Consider the following 17,204-nt stretch of genomic DNA (forward strand, 5'->3'; position numbering starts at 1 on the left):
CTTACTTAACGATTGCGCTTCTTCCTTATTTGATAAGAGGCATTCATTTTAATTAACTCACTTTTTAACGTTTTCATTTGTCTATATCCCATAAAATGATATTTTCTAGCAATCATATAGTGATACCGTTCATCAAAATTCATAGGTACTACAGGATACTCATTTAAGTGATCAAAATTGATTTCACTGATTTCATTAATTTGTTTAAAGTAATTAAGTATCATCTCAAAATAATCATCAATAATAGGTTTAGCCTCTTGAGATTTTAACTTCTTCTGACTCGCTAACTTATCGAGTAGTGTTTCTAATTGTTCGAAATCATCTTTCTTAATCACTATAAATCACGCTTCCTTCAAACTAGCTTTATAACGTTTCTGACCTTCTCTACAATCATCTAATAAAGGACATATATCACATTTAGGTTTTCTAGCTAAACAATGATATCTTCCAAAGAAAATAAGTTGATGATGACTTCTATTCCATCTTTCGCGTGGGATGATATCACAAAGACGATCCTCAACTTGTCTAACATTGTCTTTCCATCGATTAATACCTAGACGTTTAGAAACTCTTTCAACATGCGTGTCCACAGCTAAAGAAGGTTCTCCAAATGCTACACTCATCACCACATTTGCAGTTTTTCGTCCGACACCTGCTAAACTTTCTAATTCTTTGTGAGTCTCTGGTATACGTCCATCAAATTGATCGAGTAATGAACGACATAATTTTTTTATATTTTTCGCTTTATTACGATATAGTCCTATTGAACGTATATCATTTTGAAGCTCTTCATCGCTAACATTAAGGTAATCTTCCGGTGTTTTATACTTTTCAAAGAGTGAACGTGTCACACGGTTGACTAAATTATCCGTACATTGAGCTGACAGTAATACAGCAATAGTGAGTTCGAATGCATTATCATGCTTTAATTCACACTCTGCGTCTGGAAACATATTCGCAATGACATCTATCATTTCTAATGCTTTCTTTTTACTTATCATCTGGTTTCTCTCCATTTAACCAATCAAATTTAGGAACTTGTTTGACTACATGTTTCATTTTAGGTTGCTTCTGATTAAATTGTTCTCTTATTTTTTTGGAGTCATCTACTGTTTTAACATTGTTCTTCTTCCAATTTAACAGTATGCGATCTATATATTTAAAACTTAATTTGTTTTGACTCAGTGCTTCGTCTAATGCTGCTTGAATGACGGATAAATCATGTTGATCCACATCTATCCATTGGTTTAATGTTTCTATTTCGTAGGGTGAAAGTGGTCTCCCAAAGGATTGTTCCATCAATTGAAATAGTTGTTTAAATTGCTCTTTACTATCTTGCTCTTGGTTATTTAAATTTTGTTTCTTTAGTATTAGGCTTAATTTCTCATAAAAAGGATCTAAATTCATATACTCAGTGAATTTACCTTCTTCGTCTTTACTCACATTTAATTCTAATAATTCGTGTTGTATTAAATTTTGTATGACGGCAGTGATTTCACGAGGTTGCATATGAGACCCTTTTTGAAGCAATTCTATAGAGGGCTGCTTATTAGATGTTTCTGATGCGTAAATCAATTTAATCAGAATCACTAAATCTTGTTCATCTATACCTAATTCCGCATAATGATCTAATAATTCTCTTCGAATTACGACAGGACGTGTTTTAAGTTGAAACAAATCCAAGTGTTTTCCCCTCCTATTTAAAATGAACGCCCAGCCGTATCAATTGACTGGACGTTTTGGCATCATTTTGAAAATGAAGTTCTTATTTCACCTCTATTATGGGTATAAACGATTTAATAAACGTGGGAATGGTGAAGTTTCACGCACGTGTTCTACTCCTGAAATCCACGCAACTGTTCTTTCTAAACCAAGACCAAAACCACTATGTGGTACACTGCCATAACGACGAAGATCTAAATAATAACTATAACTTTCTTCATCTAATTCATGTTCTTTAATACGTTGTTCTAATAAATCTAAATCATTAATACGCTCTGAACCGCCGATGATTTCGCCATAGCCTTCTGGTGCAATTAAATCAGCACATAATACTGTATCTTCATTGTCAGGGTTAGGTTGCATATAGAACGGCTTAATTTTAGTTGGGTAATTAGTTATAAACACTGGTAAATCATAATGATTAGCGATTGCAGTTTCATGAGGTGCTCCGAAATCTTCGCCCCACTCTATATCATCAAAGCCTTGTTCTTTTAAGAATTCAATCGCATCATCATATGAAATTCTTGGGAATGGTGTTGCTACTTTTTCTAATTTAGTCGTATCACGGTCAAGTGCTTTAAGTTCTAATTCACAATTTTTAAGCACTGATTGTACAACGTGAGTGACATATTGTTCTTGTACCTCTAAACTCTCAGCATGATTTGTAAATGCCATTTCTGGTTCAATCATCCAAAATTCAATTAAATGGCGACGTGTTTTAGATTTTTCAGCACGGAACGTTGGACCGAAAGAAAATACGCGACCATGTGCCATAGCTGCAGCTTCCATATATAATTGGCCACTTTGAGATAAGAATGCATCTTGGTCGAAGTATTTAGTATGGAATAACTCGCTTGTACCTTCAGGTGCACTTGCAGTTAAAATTGGTGGATCAATTTTAGTAAAGCCATTGTCGTTAAAGAATTCATATGTTGCACGAATAATTTCATTTCTAATTTTCATCACGGCATGTTGTTTCTTAGAACGTAACCATAAATGACGGTGATCCATTAAGAATTCAGTGCCGTGATTCTTAGGTGTGATTGGGTAATCATGCGCTTCATGAATGACTTCAATTGATTTTACTTGCATTTCATAGCCTAAATCAGAACGATTATCTTCAGTGATTGTTCCTGTTACATATAATGAAGATTCTTGAGTAATCTCTTTAGATAATTGGAAGGTCTCTTCATCAACTTCTGATTTCACTACCACGCCTTGCATAAATCCAGTACCATCACGTAATTGTAAGAACGCGATTTTACCACTAGAACGTTTATTTGTTAACCAAGCACCAATCGTTACTTCTTGGTTTAGATGTTGTTTCGCCTGTTTAATCGTAGTCTTCATAACCAAACTCCTATTTTTCTATTCTTTTTAATACTTATTTATTTTAACAAAATCTTCTATTAACTTCTACATGTTGACTTCTGTGATTGCTTTCTTGAAAATGACTTCGCTACGTCAAATTAAACTCTATTTTCCTTTTTTAATTGATTTCTGAATGTGCCCTAGTAATTTATTGAATTGTTGAATATCCCCTTTTTTCTGGCGATAATTTTCCAAGGTTTGAGCAAAGAAATTCTTAAAATTACTATTGACTAAGCGATCATCGAACGACACTATAAGCCCTTTATCATCCTCATTACGTATCAAACGACCTAATCCTTGTCTAAAGCGAGTGACAGCGTCTGGAAGGACGTAATCTTTGAACGTTGACGTAAATTCAGTGTCCATAAGCCAATATTTCGTATTGTGTTTATTCATAAATGGTAGCTTAGCTATCATGACACACTTAATACCATCAGCTTGAAAGTCGAAGCCTTCAAAGAATGTTGATGTACCTAACAAGATAGATTTTTCAAAGTTATTAAATTGTTGAACAATTTTATAATTTTGATTCTGTTGTTGAGTGAGTATCACGTAGTCCTCAAATGGTGGTAATTCGTTTAACATATCTTGAACCATATGCATCATCTTGTAACTTGTAAATAAGACGAGACATTTTGATTGAGTCATAGTGACATATTCGACAAGATAATCCACAATTGATGCCACGTAGTCTTCAATATTCTTATAATTATAAGAAGCTACATCAGTAGGAATAAAAACGCTCGTATTTTTAGAGGCTTTCATCGATGTTGATACTTCAAATGTATTAAATTTGGTATGATCGTTAAACCAATTCTTAAAGTTATCAAATGAATGATTGAAAGTTAACGTACCGGAAATAAAAGTGAGCGAATTAAATTTATCAAGAACTTGAGTTGTTAAAATATCTTTTACTGCAAAGTCTTTAACAAGCAAACGAATTGTAGACTTTTGAGTTAGATTTTTGATTGAAATATAACTTGTATGATTATCTTTTAAACTTTGCTCTATTTGTTTAAATCTATCGTTGAGATAAAGTAACTGTTTACGAATTGATTTAATTGTTTTATGGCTAATGCCATTAAAAATTTCCAACGTTTTATTTAGTTTATCAATGAGAGCGTGTAAATCTTTTAATATATTATCAGTCTCAAATTGGTAAACATAATGATACTTATGAACTTCATCGTCATAGACTTCAGATGACTGAATAATTTCATAAATCGTTGTAAATAAACGCTCATTCAATTCGTGGATGTCATTGATGTTTGATTTAAGTCCGAATACATCAATAGGTGCTATATCTAATTTCTCAAGAATACGTTGCTGTTCTAATTTGTCTATAGCTTTAAGTAGTTTTTCATTTTCGTTTCTACCGATTAAGCCTAATTGATATTTAATATCAGAATAGTTCAATTCATTAGTAACTTGATTTAGGGCATAATCTGGTAATCGGTGTGCTTCATCAATGATACAATCGTCGAATAATTGATATATTGAATTTTCTGCATCCGAATGAATTAAATGTGCGTGATTCGTAATACCGATTTGAATATTTTGAGCGTTACGTTTTATAAAATTGTAGTAATGGATGTCATGACGTACAGGAACGTAAGTTTCAATCTTTTGATCGAAATACATTTTCTGTCCGCCTTTTAAGTTTAATTCTTGGATATCACCTGTAGTTGTTTCTGTAATCCAAATTAATAATTGCATTTTTAGAATGCTAACTTCATAGTTATTAGTATCATCTTTTAAGATTTGACTAATCAAACCAAGTGAAATGTAATCATTTTTACTTTTGATCAGAGATGCGTTGATTTTAAATTTTAATGCCTCGTTTAATGCAGGAATATCTTTTTCAAGTAACTGACTCTGCAGTATTTTAGTATTTGTAGATATCATCACGTGTCGCCCAGTCTCAATATTGTACATGAGTGCTGCAAGTAAATATGCAAGGGACTTACCACTTCCTAGAGGCGCTTCAATCATTGCTTTATCACTATGCATCAGTTGATCAAGAATAATTTCTGAAAGATAAAGTTGTTGAGGACGATAAGTCATATTTAGAGCTTTCGTAGCTTTTTTATAAAGTGTTTTAAGAGAACCTTCAAACTTTGTTTGTGGACCTTTTAAATCTACTTGTTTACGATATATGATTTGTTCGAATTGACCAAATTGGTCATCCAATGGTTTCGATTGATTTGTTCTTACCATTTCGAAAAGGATATTGTATAAATCATATTTAAGATTTTTACTTAAATAATAAAGTTGCTTTTGCGTATCTAAAGGTAAACTTTCAAACTTTTTGAAGGCCTTAATCATTAACTTTGCAGTCGTTGTAGCATCTTCATCGGCACGATGTGCTTTGTCTAAGGGTATATCATGTGCTTGAGCGAGCTCGCTTAACTGGTAACTTTTATCTGTTGGGAACGCGATTTTAAACAATTCAAGTGTATCCATCACTTTCTTAGGTTTGAATTGAATGTCACAGTTATTGAAAGCATTTTTAATGAAATTAAGATCAAAAGAAATATTATGTGCCACGAAAATGCAATCTTTAATTTGGTCGTAAATATCCTCAGCAACTTCATTGAAATAAGGTGCTTGAGCGAGCATGTCCTCTTCAATAGATGTCAAAGCTTGAATAAATGGAGGAATTTCTAAATCAGTGCGAATCATTGAATGATAAGTATCAATAATTTTATGATTGCGTACGAAAGTAATGCCTATTTGAATAATTTCATCATAATCTAGTTGATTACCAGTTGTTTCTAAATCAACAACTGCATAGGTTGCAATTCCCATAACGCCCTCTCTCCTTGTCTTCAGTGTTTATAAATCTATATCTGCACTCATTAGTCGATGTAAATTCCCTTCGTCATCTTTCACAAGTAAGAAACCATCTTGGTCGATATCAAATGCCTCACCTATAAATTGGTGACCATTCTCGGTAAATCTTAATTGACGATTCCACATATTTGTTGCTGCAATATATTCTTCTCGAATCGTCTCAAATGGTTGCTCTAAGAATTGTTTATAACGTTTATTAATCTCATAGAGTAGTATTTTTAGAAAATCATAACGATTTATTTTATCATCAGCATGCAACCTCATACTTGTTGCAATCTGACGTATTTCATCATTAAAGTCGTCCTCAACATGATTCATATTAATACCTATACCACATATAATTGCTTCTATAGCATCATAATTAGCTACCATTTCAGTTAAAAAACCACAAATTTTCTTTTTCCCAATGTAAATATCATTAGGCCATTTAATTGCTACACGATCATTAGAGAATTGTTGAATGGCATCCCTAATTCCCAATGCGATAAATAAATTGTATTTGGGAATCATTGCAAATGGAACATTTGGTCTTAATACTAGAGACATCCACAGACCTTTACCCTTAGATGAACTCCAATTGCGATTAAAGCGTCCTCGTCCTTCTGTTTGTTCATCACTTAAAATTAAAAATGATGATTTGTTGCCTACTAATGCTTTTTTAGCTTTAGTTTGTGTTGAATCAACTGAGTTATAAACTTCTATCTGATCAATTGAATCAAAATCTTTTACGATGGGTTGAACAATGCCACTGTACCATTGATCGGGGAGTGCATTGAGCTGATGACCTTTATGATTGACGGATTCGATGTCACAACCATCGTTTTTTAATTGATCGATAATTTTTTTAACGCCTGCTCGTGATATATTAAGTTGATCAGCTATAAATTGCCCTGAGATGTAATTTGGTTGATTCTCATATAACATTCTTACTACGTCTTGACTATACTTTGACATTCGCATCCACCCATTCTAGTATTTCAACTTTAGTATTCTTAATTTGTTGTGTGATAATTGCCACTTCTATTTGTCTTAACACATCTTTTAACCACGGTCCTGATTTCGTATTAAGGTGTTGGATAATATCACTACCATTGATAGCCATTTCCTTTCGATGATGGATAGGTAGCTGGTTATAAACTTCTTCAATAGAACGTTCATTTAAGATTAAAGGATTAGGTGTGTTAAGATTGTTTTTCTTGATTGTTTCCTTAGTAGCTAATACATTTTTAATATTTTTTATGTCATTATCATAAATCACAATAATTAAATCCTGCTTAGATTGTACCTGTGGTAATGTTTTAATTAAATTCGCTAAGGTGTGAATATTAGATTTTTCGTTATTGCTTATCTTTAGTAATTTAAGTGTATCAGTCATCGGTTGCTGAGCTAGCATGATAGCAATCCACATTTCAAATTCTAATGGTTCATCGATATGAACGCGTTGCATATTAAATGAATTAAAGAATGGAATGTGCTTAAAGGCATCTATCTCCTTCATTTGATTAAAACTTTGAGCAACATTGATACCCTTAATGAGTTTCTTTAGTTCAACAACAATGCGTTCTATAGATAGGTATTGAATATCAGCAATCTGCTTGCGCATCGCATCAAATGTATTGTCTACAATCTTAAAATCGAGTTGAGCTTGAAAACGTAGTCCTCGAATGATACGTAACGCATCCTCTTCAAATCGTTCACGAGGTTCACCTACTGTACGAATCAGCCGTTCTTTTAAATCGCGTTCACCCTCAAAATAATCATAGGTTTTATAATTAGAATCCATTGCAATGGCATTTACAGTGAAATCTCGACGTTGTACGTCTTGGTATAAATCACGTACGAAGTGCACTTCGCTCGGTCTACGATGATCCACATAATCTTCTTCAGCACGAAATGTTGTTACTTCATAATTTTCATGATGATAAACGACATTGATAGTACCATGTTCCTTACCTATTGGAATGGTCTTCTCAAAAATATCTTCAATTTCATTAGGCGTTGCACTGGTAGTAATATCAATATCATGGATGTCTCGTCCCATGAGATAATCACGAACTGAACCCCCAACGAAGTATGCTTCAAATCCATGATGCTGAATATGATCTAATATTGGTTTGGCACGTTCAAATAACTCGTTACTCATCTTAATTTTCACCTTGTTCTAACATTTTTTTATAATAATGTTCATACTGATCAGTAATCAATTCTGAAGCAAAGCGATCACGAATATCTTCAAGCATTTTTGATTGCATTTGTTTATATAAATTGGGATTTTCTAAGAGCTGAATCGCATATTGCGCTGCTTGTTCACTGTCACCAATATTTACTATAAAGCCCGTCTCTTCATGCTTAATTACCTCTTTGATACCTCCAGCATTTGTACCAATTGGTAATACACCCGTCTTCATTGCCTCTAATAAAGTTAAACCAAAACTTTCTTTTTCACTTAAAAGTAGCACGAGATCTGATAGTTGATAAAATGCACTTACATCATTTTGTTTACCTAAAAATAGTACATGCTCTTCTACATTGAGTTCGCGAGCTTTTTGGCGCATATCTAGTAATTCTGGACCGTCTCCAAGTAATATTAGTTTACTAGGAATTCGTTCATGTACTTTGGCGAATGTTTCAATGATTGTATCAATACGTTTTACTCTTCGGAAGTTTGATACATGAATGAGTACCTTCTCTTCAGGTAATATGCCGTAGCAATCCTTTAACTCTTCATTATGTCGTGTTGGGAATTCATTTTCACGAACAAAATTATAAATAGGTACAATTTCTTTATTTGTATCAATAATTTCATATGTTTGTTGTGCAAGAGAATGACTCACACTGGTAACAATGTCACTCTGTTCGATACCAAATTTAATAGCATTCTTAAGCGAATGATCATAACCAAGCACTGTAATATCTGTGCCGTGAAGTGTAGTCATGATCTTTACATCTTTGCCGGACATTTGCTTTGCTAAAATGCCACAAACCGCGTGTGGTACGGCGTAATGCATATGTAAAACGTCTAAATCGTATTCTTTAATGACGTCAGATATTTTAGTACTTAATGTGATATCATATGGCGGATATTGAAATACTGCATATTGATTCACTTCAACTTGATGGAAAGTAATATTCGGTAAAGGTTTACGTATTCTAAAAGGAATATTCGAGGTAATAAAATGAACGTCGTGTCCGCGTTCAGCCATCTTTATACCAAGCTCTGTTGCAATGATTCCAGAGCCGCCCATGGACGGGTAACAAGTAATACCGATTTTCATCTGTGCCCATCCTTTCTATATATTATTTTCTTTCGAAACGATCTTTATCTCGTGTATTAAATTTCTCCATCGTTTCATTAAAACTTTCAGTCATATCTATATCTAGTGAATTAGCGATACATAATAATACAAATAAGTTATCTCCTAATTCAGCTTTGATGGTATTGTCAGCTTCAGAATCTTTTTTCTTCTTTTCACCATAATGATGATTAATTTCTCTTGCTAACTCTCCTACTTCTTCAGTCATTCTAGCGAGATTTGCTAGTGGTGAGAAGTAGCCTGCTTTGAATTGACCAATATATTCGTCAACTTCTTTTTGCATTTGTTCCATCGATTTCATTTTATGGTATTCTCCTTTAATGCGTTTCTCATATAGTATATTACAATTTGTTAGTTGATGCATTTCAAGTGCAATAATAGAAACTGTAGATTTATGTTGAAAATAAAAAACCTGGTAAGTATTACATCTACATGTAATCTTAACCAGGTTTATAAAAAGTATTTATTTAATTATTCGCTTGATCTTGCAAGTAAAATGATACGTGCAAGTTCAGCTAATGCTACTGCTGTTGAAGCAACATAAGTCATTGCTGCTGCAGATAACACTTTCTTAGCGTGTTTGTATTCTTTCTCATTTACGATATTTAAAGCAGTGATTTGCTTCATTGCTCTTGAACTAGCATTAAACTCAACAGGTAATGTCACGATTGAGAATAATACTGCAAGTGACATTAATCCAGCACCAATCCATAATGCAGTTGAACCAAATGCACTTCCGAAAGCAGTTAACACGATACCTAACATGATAACCATGTAACTTAAAGAACTACCGATATTAGCAAGTGGTACAAGTGCACTTCTAAATCTTAATGGTGCATAACCTTGTTGGTGTTGAATTGCGTGCCCAACTTCATGGGCTGCAATTGCTGTACCAGCAACTGAAGGTCTATCGTAGTTTGCAGGAGATAAACAAACAACTTTTTTACTAGGGTCATAGTGGTCTGTTAAGAATCCGTCACCTTTAACGACATCAACATCGTAAATACCATTTGCATGTAGTATTTCTTCAGCAACTTCTCTACCTGTTTTACCACTAGTGGATCTCACTTGTGAATACTTTTCATAATTAGATTTAACTTTATGTTGAGCCCACATAGGGATGACCATTAATATTATGAAATATATAATCATAGATATTAAAGACATTAAACTCACTCTCCTCTAGTATTATTTTACTGACAAAATAGTGTTTAATCAAATGTTTTAACTTTCATAAAACGTTGTAAAACTAAGTATAAAATTAAGGCGCTTATACTCAGACATACTGATAATACTCCGATTTGAAATGTATGTGAAGCAATAAAGTCATAATAAGGAAATTGACCGAAACCATAATCGATTATGTCATTAATCAATACCCATATTAAAGCGACTAAGAACCCAGTCATTGTTACTTTAAAGCGTGGATAAAAATAGATAGCTTCAACGGCCATAATACCGTGGGATACAATTAACATAATACCGTTAATTGTCACTTCACCCTGCTCAACAAACATAAGAATATTCATGATAACTGCCCACACGCCATACTTAATTAAAGTTACAAAGGCTAGAGCATTTAAAATTGCGGAACGTTTGTTAAACAACATGAGCATGATAGATAAGCTTAGAAAAAGTGATGCTGTGGGGCTATCAGGTACAAATGGTTTAAAATAACGTGGAGTAATATATAGTTGTCCACTATACCAATCATAGCCGTAAATCGTTCCTGCCACATTACATATAATTAAGAAAATAAGCACCCATTTCCTATAAAGTGTCATTTCCCATATCCATTTATAGTCACTCATTGTTCTTCCTCGTGTATAGCATCAACGTCTTTCATTTTCAATGCATTTAAAATTTGTGTAAGTTGATAAAATCTTTCTGGTTCATTCATTTGTAAACTCAAATCAATATTTTCTTGTAAATTTTCAATCAAAGAAGATTGCTTTCTTTGATTCATTGAAATCGCATATAAATCTTGTACGTATGCGGAGTAACTTGGTGAATGAATCAATTGTGCCAAGATTAAATCGTCGTAGCGAGGTTCATACTTATGATTATCCGCAAAATGTATTTGAATATCTAGACGAATTGTATTATTAGCGATATATTCAAAGATTTCGTTCGTGTTAATGTATGTTTGATCGTCTTTAGTAAATTGAATTGCAGAAGCATGTGCGTTTACTTCTGCAATTTCTAAAGTATGATGTTGTTTAATTTTTCCACTTACGAAATGAACAAGGTTCAGTTTGTCATGATTTGCTTTTAAGTAATTAAGTACCCAAACGGTAATGCGTGATTTGAAACGGTATTGAAATAGTAAATATTCCAAAAAGCTTTGCTTCATTCGTATGAGCGATTCATTCATTAGTATTCACCCACTTAAGATTGGATTCTCGTAGCTTCATCATGCCAAGTTTCATTACTAGGGTCAATTTCTAATAATTTATCTAAAATTGATTTTGCTTTGTCTTTATGTCCAATTTCTAATAGATAGAAATAATAATCGCTTAAAAATTCAGACTGTGTATTTAAAGTCGGGTATGCTAATTCGAAGAAATGTTGAGCTTCTTTATCGCGTTCTTCATGACCATAAGCATATGCTAAATGCCACATAAACACAGGGTCTAAGTCTTCCTCATCTACAAAGGTAAGAAGTTGAATAATTGCTTCATAATCTTCTTCATTTCGGTATAAATCACTTAATATTAGCAATGGTTCATGATAGGCATTGTCGACTTCAAGTGCTTGTTTTAATAATTCAACACCTTCATTCGCATCGCCATGCTCTATTTCTAAGCTACCTGTAGACACCATAAGCTCTTTGTAGAACTGACTTAGTCTAAGCCCTTCTTTACCAGTTTCAATCGCATCTGGGTAGTTCTTTTCATTTTCATATAATGATTGTAAGTAGAAATAACCTTGAATAAAGTCAGGATCTTTAGACAATAATGTCTTCATGATTTTTATCGCTTCTTGCGTTAAATCGTTCTTTTCATAAGCAATAGCCTTCTTGAAATAATCCTCAGAGTTCATTTCATCTTCACTAATTTCATCAAATAACCCAATAGAATCGGTATAGTTACCACTTTGTAAACTACAGTCGGCCATTCTTGAAAATAAATTAACGCCATTCACTTGGTATTCGCCTGTCTCTAGTACTGTCTCATACTCAGTTGTAGCGCGTAAATATTGTCCATCAAAGTATAGTAATTCAGCTAAAGCGAAATGTATAATTGGGTCGTTAGGTTCAATTTCTAACGCTTCTTGAAGCTTATCAATGGCAACTTCCAACATATTAATTTGTTGATATAAATCAGCTTCTAGCATTAACTTTTCAGTTGATGTTTCAACTTCAGCTAAATATTCTAATGCTTCATCAGTTTGATTCTCAGACATTAATCCTTCAATAAAGTAAATAAGTAATTCACTTTCATCAGGATATTTATGATATAACGTTCTAAACACTTCTAAACCTTGAGGTGTTAAACCGAAATTATATAATGTTTCGCCTAAGATAAATAACGCGTCATCGTTATTTGAACTTAATGCTTCGTTTACACGAGAGTCTAAATTCTCTAATTTTTGTAGATTGATATCGTCTATTAATTTATAGATATCTTCCATAATTTATTTTCCCTCATTTTCTAAAAGCTTTAATTTTGGTAAGAAACCTGGGAAAGATACATTAACTGCGTCAAATTGCTCTATTGTTAAAGGTTCAGAACTTAGTAACGAAGCTACAGCTAACATCATACCTATACGATGATCCGTTTGACTATCTACTGTTGCATTCGCTTTAAATTCAGAAGGATGTATAATCAATCCATCGTTTGTTGGTTGTAGGCTGAAACCTAGCATATTGAGCATATCAGCAGTTGTATCTATTCGATTCGTTTCTTTTACCTTTAATTCTTCTGCATCTTTGATAATACAAGTACCTGAAGCTTGAGTGCATAATAATGCGACTACAGGAAGTTCGTCAATCGCTTTAGGTACTATATCACCTTCAATAGTAATTGGCTTTAAAGTTGGGGTGTATTTAACTCGAATAGAAGCTGTAGGTTCAGCGTCGTGAGTCACGTTGTTTAATTCAATATTACCCCCCATAAGTTCAACGATGTCTATGATACCTGAACGTGTCGGGTTAATGCCAACATTATGAATTGTAATATCGCTTCCAGGTGTAATTAGCGCGGCTACAATAAAGAACGCTGCTGACGAAATATCTCCAGGCACATGGAAATCCTGTGCTTTGATGTGTTGAATTGCATGAGGTGAAGTTCGAATCGTCTTACCCTCAATCTCTATTGGAATATTAAAATGTTCAAACATTGTCTCTGTATGATTTCTACTCACATCAATTTCAGTGACGGTTGTTGCTTCCTCTGAAAAGATACTCGCAAATAAAATTGCACTTTTTACTTGAGCACTAGCAACCTCCATTTGATATTCTATACCTTTAATAATAGATGGCTTAATAATTAAAGGGGTATAATTTCCTTCAATACCTGAAATATGAGCATTCATTTGTAACAATGGTTTTAGGACACGATCCATAGGTCTTTTACCAATAGAAACATCACCAGATAGTACGCTTTCAATTCCTAAACCACTAAGTAGTCCCGCCAATAAACGTGTTGTTGTTCCAGAATTCCCCGTATACAACACTTGGTGTGGTGTCTTAAATTGTTGATAACCAGGTGAGTCAATAATGATTGTCTCTTCATGTTCAGTTATTTTAACACCTAATAACTCAAATATTTCCATAGTACGGCGACAATCTTCTCCAAGTAAAGGCTTATAAATTGTAGTTTGACCTGTCGCTAGAGATGCAAGCATGATTGCTCGGTGTGTCATGGACTTGTCTCCGGGAACTTCTATTTCACCCTTTAAAGGGCCATTGATGTCGATAACTTCACTATTAGTCATGTTTATCACCTACCTAAAATATGACTGTAATTGATTAAATGCTTTAAGATGTCTCGTTTTATCAACATGAAGTACAATAGGACTACCCCAATCTTGAAGTAAGACCATTTGAATACCTTCACTGTTATTTTTCTTATCAAGTAACATAAATTGATATGTGTCTTCAAAACTAAGCTTAGGGATAATTTCTAAAGGATAATTTAAACATTGGAGATAATTAATGAAATGTTGAATATCATATTCGGTATGCAACATTTCATTAGCTACAATAAATTGATAGAGAATGCCTATCATTACTGCATGACCATGTGGTATTTTATGTTCATATTCCACAGCATGACCAAAAGTGTGACCTAAGTTAAGAAATTTTCTCATACCTTTTTCTTTTTCGTCTTCAACAACGATGTGCAATTTCGTTTCTATGCCTTTAAATAAGTAATAGTCTAGTTGATTTAAAGATTTTAACTGTTTATCAGAACTAAAATGCGCCTCTATATTTTGCGTAGCTTCCTTACCATTCAATAATGCATGTTTATAGACCTCAGCATAACCACTCAAAACTTCAGTATAAGGTAGCGTTTCTAAGAAATTTAAATCATAGATGACAGCTTTAGGTCGATAAAAGACACCGATAAGATTTTTACCATGCTTTGAATTAATACCTACTTTTCCGCCAACACTTGAATCATGTGCGAGAATCGTAGTAGGAACTTGGATAAATCCTACACCTCTTAATAGAGTTGCAGCAATGAAACCGGCGAAATCACCTGTTGCCCCTCCACCTAAAGCGATAATACATGTTTGTCGTGTTAATTGATGACTTAATAATGACTCCATTGTTTGATTGTATTGGGCAAATGTTTTAGTTTGTTCGCCAGCAGGAATGATAATTTTCTGCGCATGATGCTTTTTAGTTAAGGTATCTATTTTCTCTGAAAATTGGTGATACACATTAGCGTCAATAATGAAGAATACTTTGTCATAATCTTTGGTAAAAGAATCCAAGTATTCAATTGCATCGTGCTCCACAATAATTGGATAGTTGTTATTTTCATAAGTTGTTTCAAGTTTCATCTTATCACCTCTTAAGGATGGTGTATTTAAAATTCAATGTTTAACTGACGACGTTCTTCGATTTGTGATTTTAATTGATCGATGTGATTAGATTGGAATTCTTCCAGTAATGCTTTTGCCAATTCAAAAGCTACAACATGTTCACATACCACACTTGCAGCAGGAACCGCGCAACTATCAGAACGTTCAATCGTCGCTTTGAAGTCCTCTTTAGTATTGATATCTACTGAGTTTAAAGGTTTATAGAGTGTTGGAATAGGTTTCATTACTCCATTTACAATGATTGGCATCCCATTACTCATACCACCCTCAAATCCTCCAAGGTGATTCGTAGCTCTATAATAACCACTATCGCTATCGTAATGAATTTCATCTTGAATCTCACTACCTTGTTTTTCAGCGGCTTTAAATCCTTCGCCAAAACTAACACCTTTAAAAGCATTAATACTTACAACGCCTTGCGCGATGCGACCATCTAATTTACGATCGTAGTGAACATAACTCCCTACGCCAACAGGCATATTCTCTGCCATAACTTGAACTACACCACCAATTGAGTCGCCTTCTTTTTTTGCTTCATCAATTTTATCACGCATTTGTTGTGCGATATCTTCATTAATTACACGTACATCGTTTTTGTCAATATTGGCTTTGAAAGTTTCAGTATCATAAAGGCCTTCATCTTTAACGCCACCTATTTCAACCACACGACTGTACATATGAATATCTAGTTGTTCTAAGAGTATTTTAGAGACAGCCCCTACAGCGACGCGTGCTGCGGTTTCTCTAGCAGATGAACGCTCTAATACATTTCTTAAATCACGATGATTATATTTCATTCCTCCAACCAAATCAGCATGTCCAGGTCTAGGTTTTGTAATGGTACGCTTCATGTTTTCTCTTTCTTCATCGCTTATTGGTGCTACGCCCATAATTTTTCTCCAATGCGTAAAGTCATCGTTAGTCACGACTAAAGTAATTGGACTCCCAAGCGTATAACCATTTCTTACTCCAGAAACAATTTCAATTGCATCCTTCTCGATTTGCATACGACGTCCTCGACCATATCCGCCTTGACGTTTAAACATTTCCTTATTAATATCTTCAGCTTTAATTTCTAAATTAGCTGGTACACCTTCAATGATGACTGTAAGTTGTGGACCATGTGATTCACCTGAAGTGAGGTATCTCATGAGCGCACACTCCTTTCTCTTCTTTAATGCATTAAATTGTAATATGTTTAATATATTATCATATTCATACACACAACATAAGTCTTGAACTTTAGCGTCATGTAACTTCATTGGTGAAAATAGAGAGAACCGATTTAACTTTCGCTAAATCGGTTCTTAGTGGATAAAATGAAATTCATTTATTTATATTTTTTATTCGTATAACCAGTCTTCTCTTGGTGATGTATAATCAGCAATTTCATTGCTATTAAACCATAAACTAATTTCACGTTGCGCTGATTCTACAGAGTCAGAACCATGAATAATGTTTCTTCCAACTGTTAAACCAAGATCGCCTCTAATCGTACCAGGTGCGGCTTCAGAAGGATTAGTACTACCGATAATGTGACGAGATACTGCGACAGCATCTTCACCTTCTACAACCATCGCAAAAACAGGAGCTGAAGTTATAAATGAAATTAATTTTTCATAGAAAGGTTTACCTTCATGTTCGCTGTAATGCTTCTCAGCTAATTCAGTAGGTACTTGCATCAATTTACCACCAACAAGTTTTAACCCTTTGTTTTCAATTCTTGAAATAATTTCTCCAATTAAATTTCTTTGTACTGCATCTGGTTTGATCATTAAAAATGTACGTTCCACTTTGCGTGTCCCCCCGTAAGTTGTGTTTCATTCATTTACCGAAATATGTATAGGTTTATTTCCTATCGAACAAGATAAGCTTTTATCCTGCCACCAT

The 17,204-nt window shown here is 33.8% G+C and carries 17 protein-coding genes; all 17 read right to left on the bottom strand.

Annotation, left to right across the window (positions count from 1 at the left end):
* Positions 1-5: 5 nt before the first annotated feature.
* The 17 genes from HMPREF2642_RS09610 to ndk all read right to left on the bottom strand — a co-directional run bounded on the left by HMPREF2642_RS09610 (position 6) and on the right by ndk (position 17,107).
* Complete coding sequence (locus HMPREF2642_RS09610; RefSeq protein ID WP_049428685.1) at positions 6-335, bottom strand: YpoC family protein; 330 nt, start codon at positions 333-335, stop codon at positions 6-8.
* A 6-nt stretch (positions 336-341) separates the two neighbouring features.
* Entirely contained in the window at positions 342-1,001 is a 660-nt protein-coding gene (nth, locus tag HMPREF2642_RS09615; RefSeq protein ID WP_002433690.1) for an endonuclease III, read from the bottom strand.
* Entirely contained in the window at positions 991-1,683 is a 693-nt protein-coding gene (locus tag HMPREF2642_RS09620; protein WP_002433943.1) for a DnaD domain-containing protein, read from the bottom strand. The genes nth and HMPREF2642_RS09620 overlap by 11 nt, the downstream gene beginning before the upstream one ends.
* Positions 1,684-1,779: 96 nt before the next feature.
* Positions 1,780-3,072, bottom strand: a complete 1,293-nt coding sequence (asnS, locus tag HMPREF2642_RS09625) for an asparagine--tRNA ligase (RefSeq protein WP_049428687.1) — start codon at positions 3,070-3,072, stop codon at positions 1,780-1,782.
* A gap of 126 nt (positions 3,073-3,198) precedes the next feature.
* Positions 3,199-5,901 carry a helicase C-terminal domain-containing protein gene (locus tag HMPREF2642_RS09630; protein ID WP_070597818.1) on the bottom strand — a complete coding sequence of 901 codons (2,703 nt, stop codon included), beginning with the start codon at positions 5,899-5,901 and terminating at the stop codon, positions 3,199-3,201.
* A 27-nt stretch (positions 5,902-5,928) separates the two neighbouring features.
* Positions 5,929-6,900, bottom strand: a complete 972-nt coding sequence (locus HMPREF2642_RS09635; protein ID WP_049428691.1) for a biotin--[acetyl-CoA-carboxylase] ligase — start codon at positions 6,898-6,900, stop codon at positions 5,929-5,931.
* On the bottom strand, positions 6,887-8,089 hold the full coding sequence (locus tag HMPREF2642_RS09640) for a CCA tRNA nucleotidyltransferase (RefSeq protein ID WP_049428692.1): 1,203 nt from the start codon (positions 8,087-8,089) through the stop codon (positions 6,887-6,889). Before HMPREF2642_RS09640 ends, HMPREF2642_RS09635 begins: the two co-directional genes overlap by 14 nt.
* 1 nt (position 8,090) lies before the next feature.
* Positions 8,091-9,221, bottom strand: a complete 1,131-nt coding sequence (bshA, locus tag HMPREF2642_RS09645; RefSeq protein WP_023350248.1) for an N-acetyl-alpha-D-glucosaminyl L-malate synthase BshA — start codon at positions 9,219-9,221, stop codon at positions 8,091-8,093.
* Positions 9,222-9,243: 22 nt separating this feature from the next.
* Positions 9,244-9,561 (bottom strand): nucleotide pyrophosphohydrolase, encoded by a 318-nt coding sequence (locus tag HMPREF2642_RS09650; RefSeq protein WP_002453277.1) that lies wholly within the window; start codon positions 9,559-9,561, stop codon positions 9,244-9,246.
* Positions 9,562-9,731: 170 nt separating this feature from the next.
* Complete coding sequence (locus HMPREF2642_RS09655; RefSeq protein ID WP_070597819.1) at positions 9,732-10,427, bottom strand: zinc metallopeptidase; 696 nt, start codon at positions 10,425-10,427, stop codon at positions 9,732-9,734.
* Between the two features lie 44 nt (positions 10,428-10,471).
* The gene (locus HMPREF2642_RS09660; protein WP_049307528.1) at positions 10,472-11,071 is read right to left on the bottom strand and encodes a DUF1405 domain-containing protein; all 600 of its coding nucleotides are present in this window, start codon (positions 11,069-11,071) and stop codon (positions 10,472-10,474) included.
* Positions 11,068-11,634 (bottom strand): YpiB family protein, encoded by a 567-nt coding sequence (locus HMPREF2642_RS09665; protein WP_037549175.1) that lies wholly within the window; start codon positions 11,632-11,634, stop codon positions 11,068-11,070. Before HMPREF2642_RS09665 ends, HMPREF2642_RS09660 begins: the two co-directional genes overlap by 4 nt.
* Positions 11,635-11,648: 14 nt before the next feature.
* A complete protein-coding gene (locus HMPREF2642_RS09670) occupies positions 11,649-12,893 on the bottom strand; it encodes a tetratricopeptide repeat protein (RefSeq protein ID WP_049428696.1) in 1,245 nt (414 codons plus the stop codon).
* 3 nt (positions 12,894-12,896) lie between these two features.
* Positions 12,897-14,198 (bottom strand): 3-phosphoshikimate 1-carboxyvinyltransferase, encoded by a 1,302-nt coding sequence (gene aroA, locus HMPREF2642_RS09675; RefSeq protein WP_023350245.1) that lies wholly within the window; start codon positions 14,196-14,198, stop codon positions 12,897-12,899.
* Between the two features lie 9 nt (positions 14,199-14,207).
* Positions 14,208-15,272, bottom strand: a complete 1,065-nt coding sequence (aroB, locus tag HMPREF2642_RS09680) for a 3-dehydroquinate synthase (RefSeq protein WP_049428697.1) — start codon at positions 15,270-15,272, stop codon at positions 14,208-14,210.
* A gap of 26 nt (positions 15,273-15,298) precedes the next feature.
* Positions 15,299-16,465: a chorismate synthase gene (gene aroC / locus HMPREF2642_RS09685; RefSeq protein WP_049428699.1), complete on the bottom strand. Its 1,167-nt coding sequence runs from the start codon at positions 16,463-16,465 to the stop codon at positions 15,299-15,301.
* A 192-nt stretch (positions 16,466-16,657) separates the two neighbouring features.
* Positions 16,658-17,107 carry a nucleoside-diphosphate kinase gene (gene ndk / locus HMPREF2642_RS09690; RefSeq protein WP_023350242.1) on the bottom strand — a complete coding sequence of 150 codons (450 nt, stop codon included), beginning with the start codon at positions 17,105-17,107 and terminating at the stop codon, positions 16,658-16,660.
* Between the last annotated feature and the right edge of the window lie 97 nt (positions 17,108-17,204).

Origin of the sequence: Staphylococcus sp. HMSC055A09 (genome assembly GCF_001809655.1) — a bacterium.
Taxonomy (GTDB): Bacteria; Bacillota; Bacilli; order Staphylococcales; family Staphylococcaceae; genus Staphylococcus; species Staphylococcus capitis.

What these genes read in the sequence shown, in the direction of transcription:
- HMPREF2642_RS09670 (WP_049428696.1), bottom strand. Translation starts at nt 12,893, where the DNA reads ATGGAAGATATCTATAAATTAATAGACGATATCAATCTACAAAAATTA.
- bshA (WP_023350248.1), bottom strand. Translation starts at nt 9,221, where the DNA reads ATGAAAATCGGTATTACTTGTTACCCGTCCATGGGCGGCTCTGGAATC.
- nth (WP_002433690.1), bottom strand. Translation starts at nt 1,001, where the DNA reads ATGATAAGTAAAAAGAAAGCATTAGAAATGATAGATGTCATTGCGAAT.
- aroC (WP_049428699.1), bottom strand. Translation starts at nt 16,465, where the DNA reads ATGAGATACCTCACTTCAGGTGAATCACATGGTCCACAACTTACAGTC.
- aroA (WP_023350245.1), bottom strand. Translation starts at nt 14,198, where the DNA reads ATGACTAATAGTGAAGTTATCGACATCAATGGCCCTTTAAAGGGTGAA.
- HMPREF2642_RS09650 (WP_002453277.1), bottom strand. Translation starts at nt 9,561, where the DNA reads ATGAAATCGATGGAACAAATGCAAAAAGAAGTTGACGAATATATTGGT.
- asnS (WP_049428687.1), bottom strand. Translation starts at nt 3,072, where the DNA reads ATGAAGACTACGATTAAACAGGCGAAACAACATCTAAACCAAGAAGTA.
- HMPREF2642_RS09640 (WP_049428692.1), bottom strand. Translation starts at nt 8,089, where the DNA reads ATGAGTAACGAGTTATTTGAACGTGCCAAACCAATATTAGATCATATT.
- aroB (WP_049428697.1), bottom strand. Translation starts at nt 15,272, where the DNA reads ATGAAACTTGAAACAACTTATGAAAATAACAACTATCCAATTATTGTG.
- HMPREF2642_RS09635 (WP_049428691.1), bottom strand. Translation starts at nt 6,900, where the DNA reads ATGTCAAAGTATAGTCAAGACGTAGTAAGAATGTTATATGAGAATCAA.
- HMPREF2642_RS09655 (WP_070597819.1), bottom strand. Translation starts at nt 10,427, where the DNA reads ATGTCTTTAATATCTATGATTATATATTTCATAATATTAATGGTCATC.
- HMPREF2642_RS09665 (WP_037549175.1), bottom strand. Translation starts at nt 11,634, where the DNA reads ATGAATGAATCGCTCATACGAATGAAGCAAAGCTTTTTGGAATATTTA.
- HMPREF2642_RS09630 (WP_070597818.1), bottom strand. Translation starts at nt 5,901, where the DNA reads ATGGGAATTGCAACCTATGCAGTTGTTGATTTAGAAACAACTGGTAAT.
- HMPREF2642_RS09660 (WP_049307528.1), bottom strand. Translation starts at nt 11,071, where the DNA reads ATGAGTGACTATAAATGGATATGGGAAATGACACTTTATAGGAAATGG.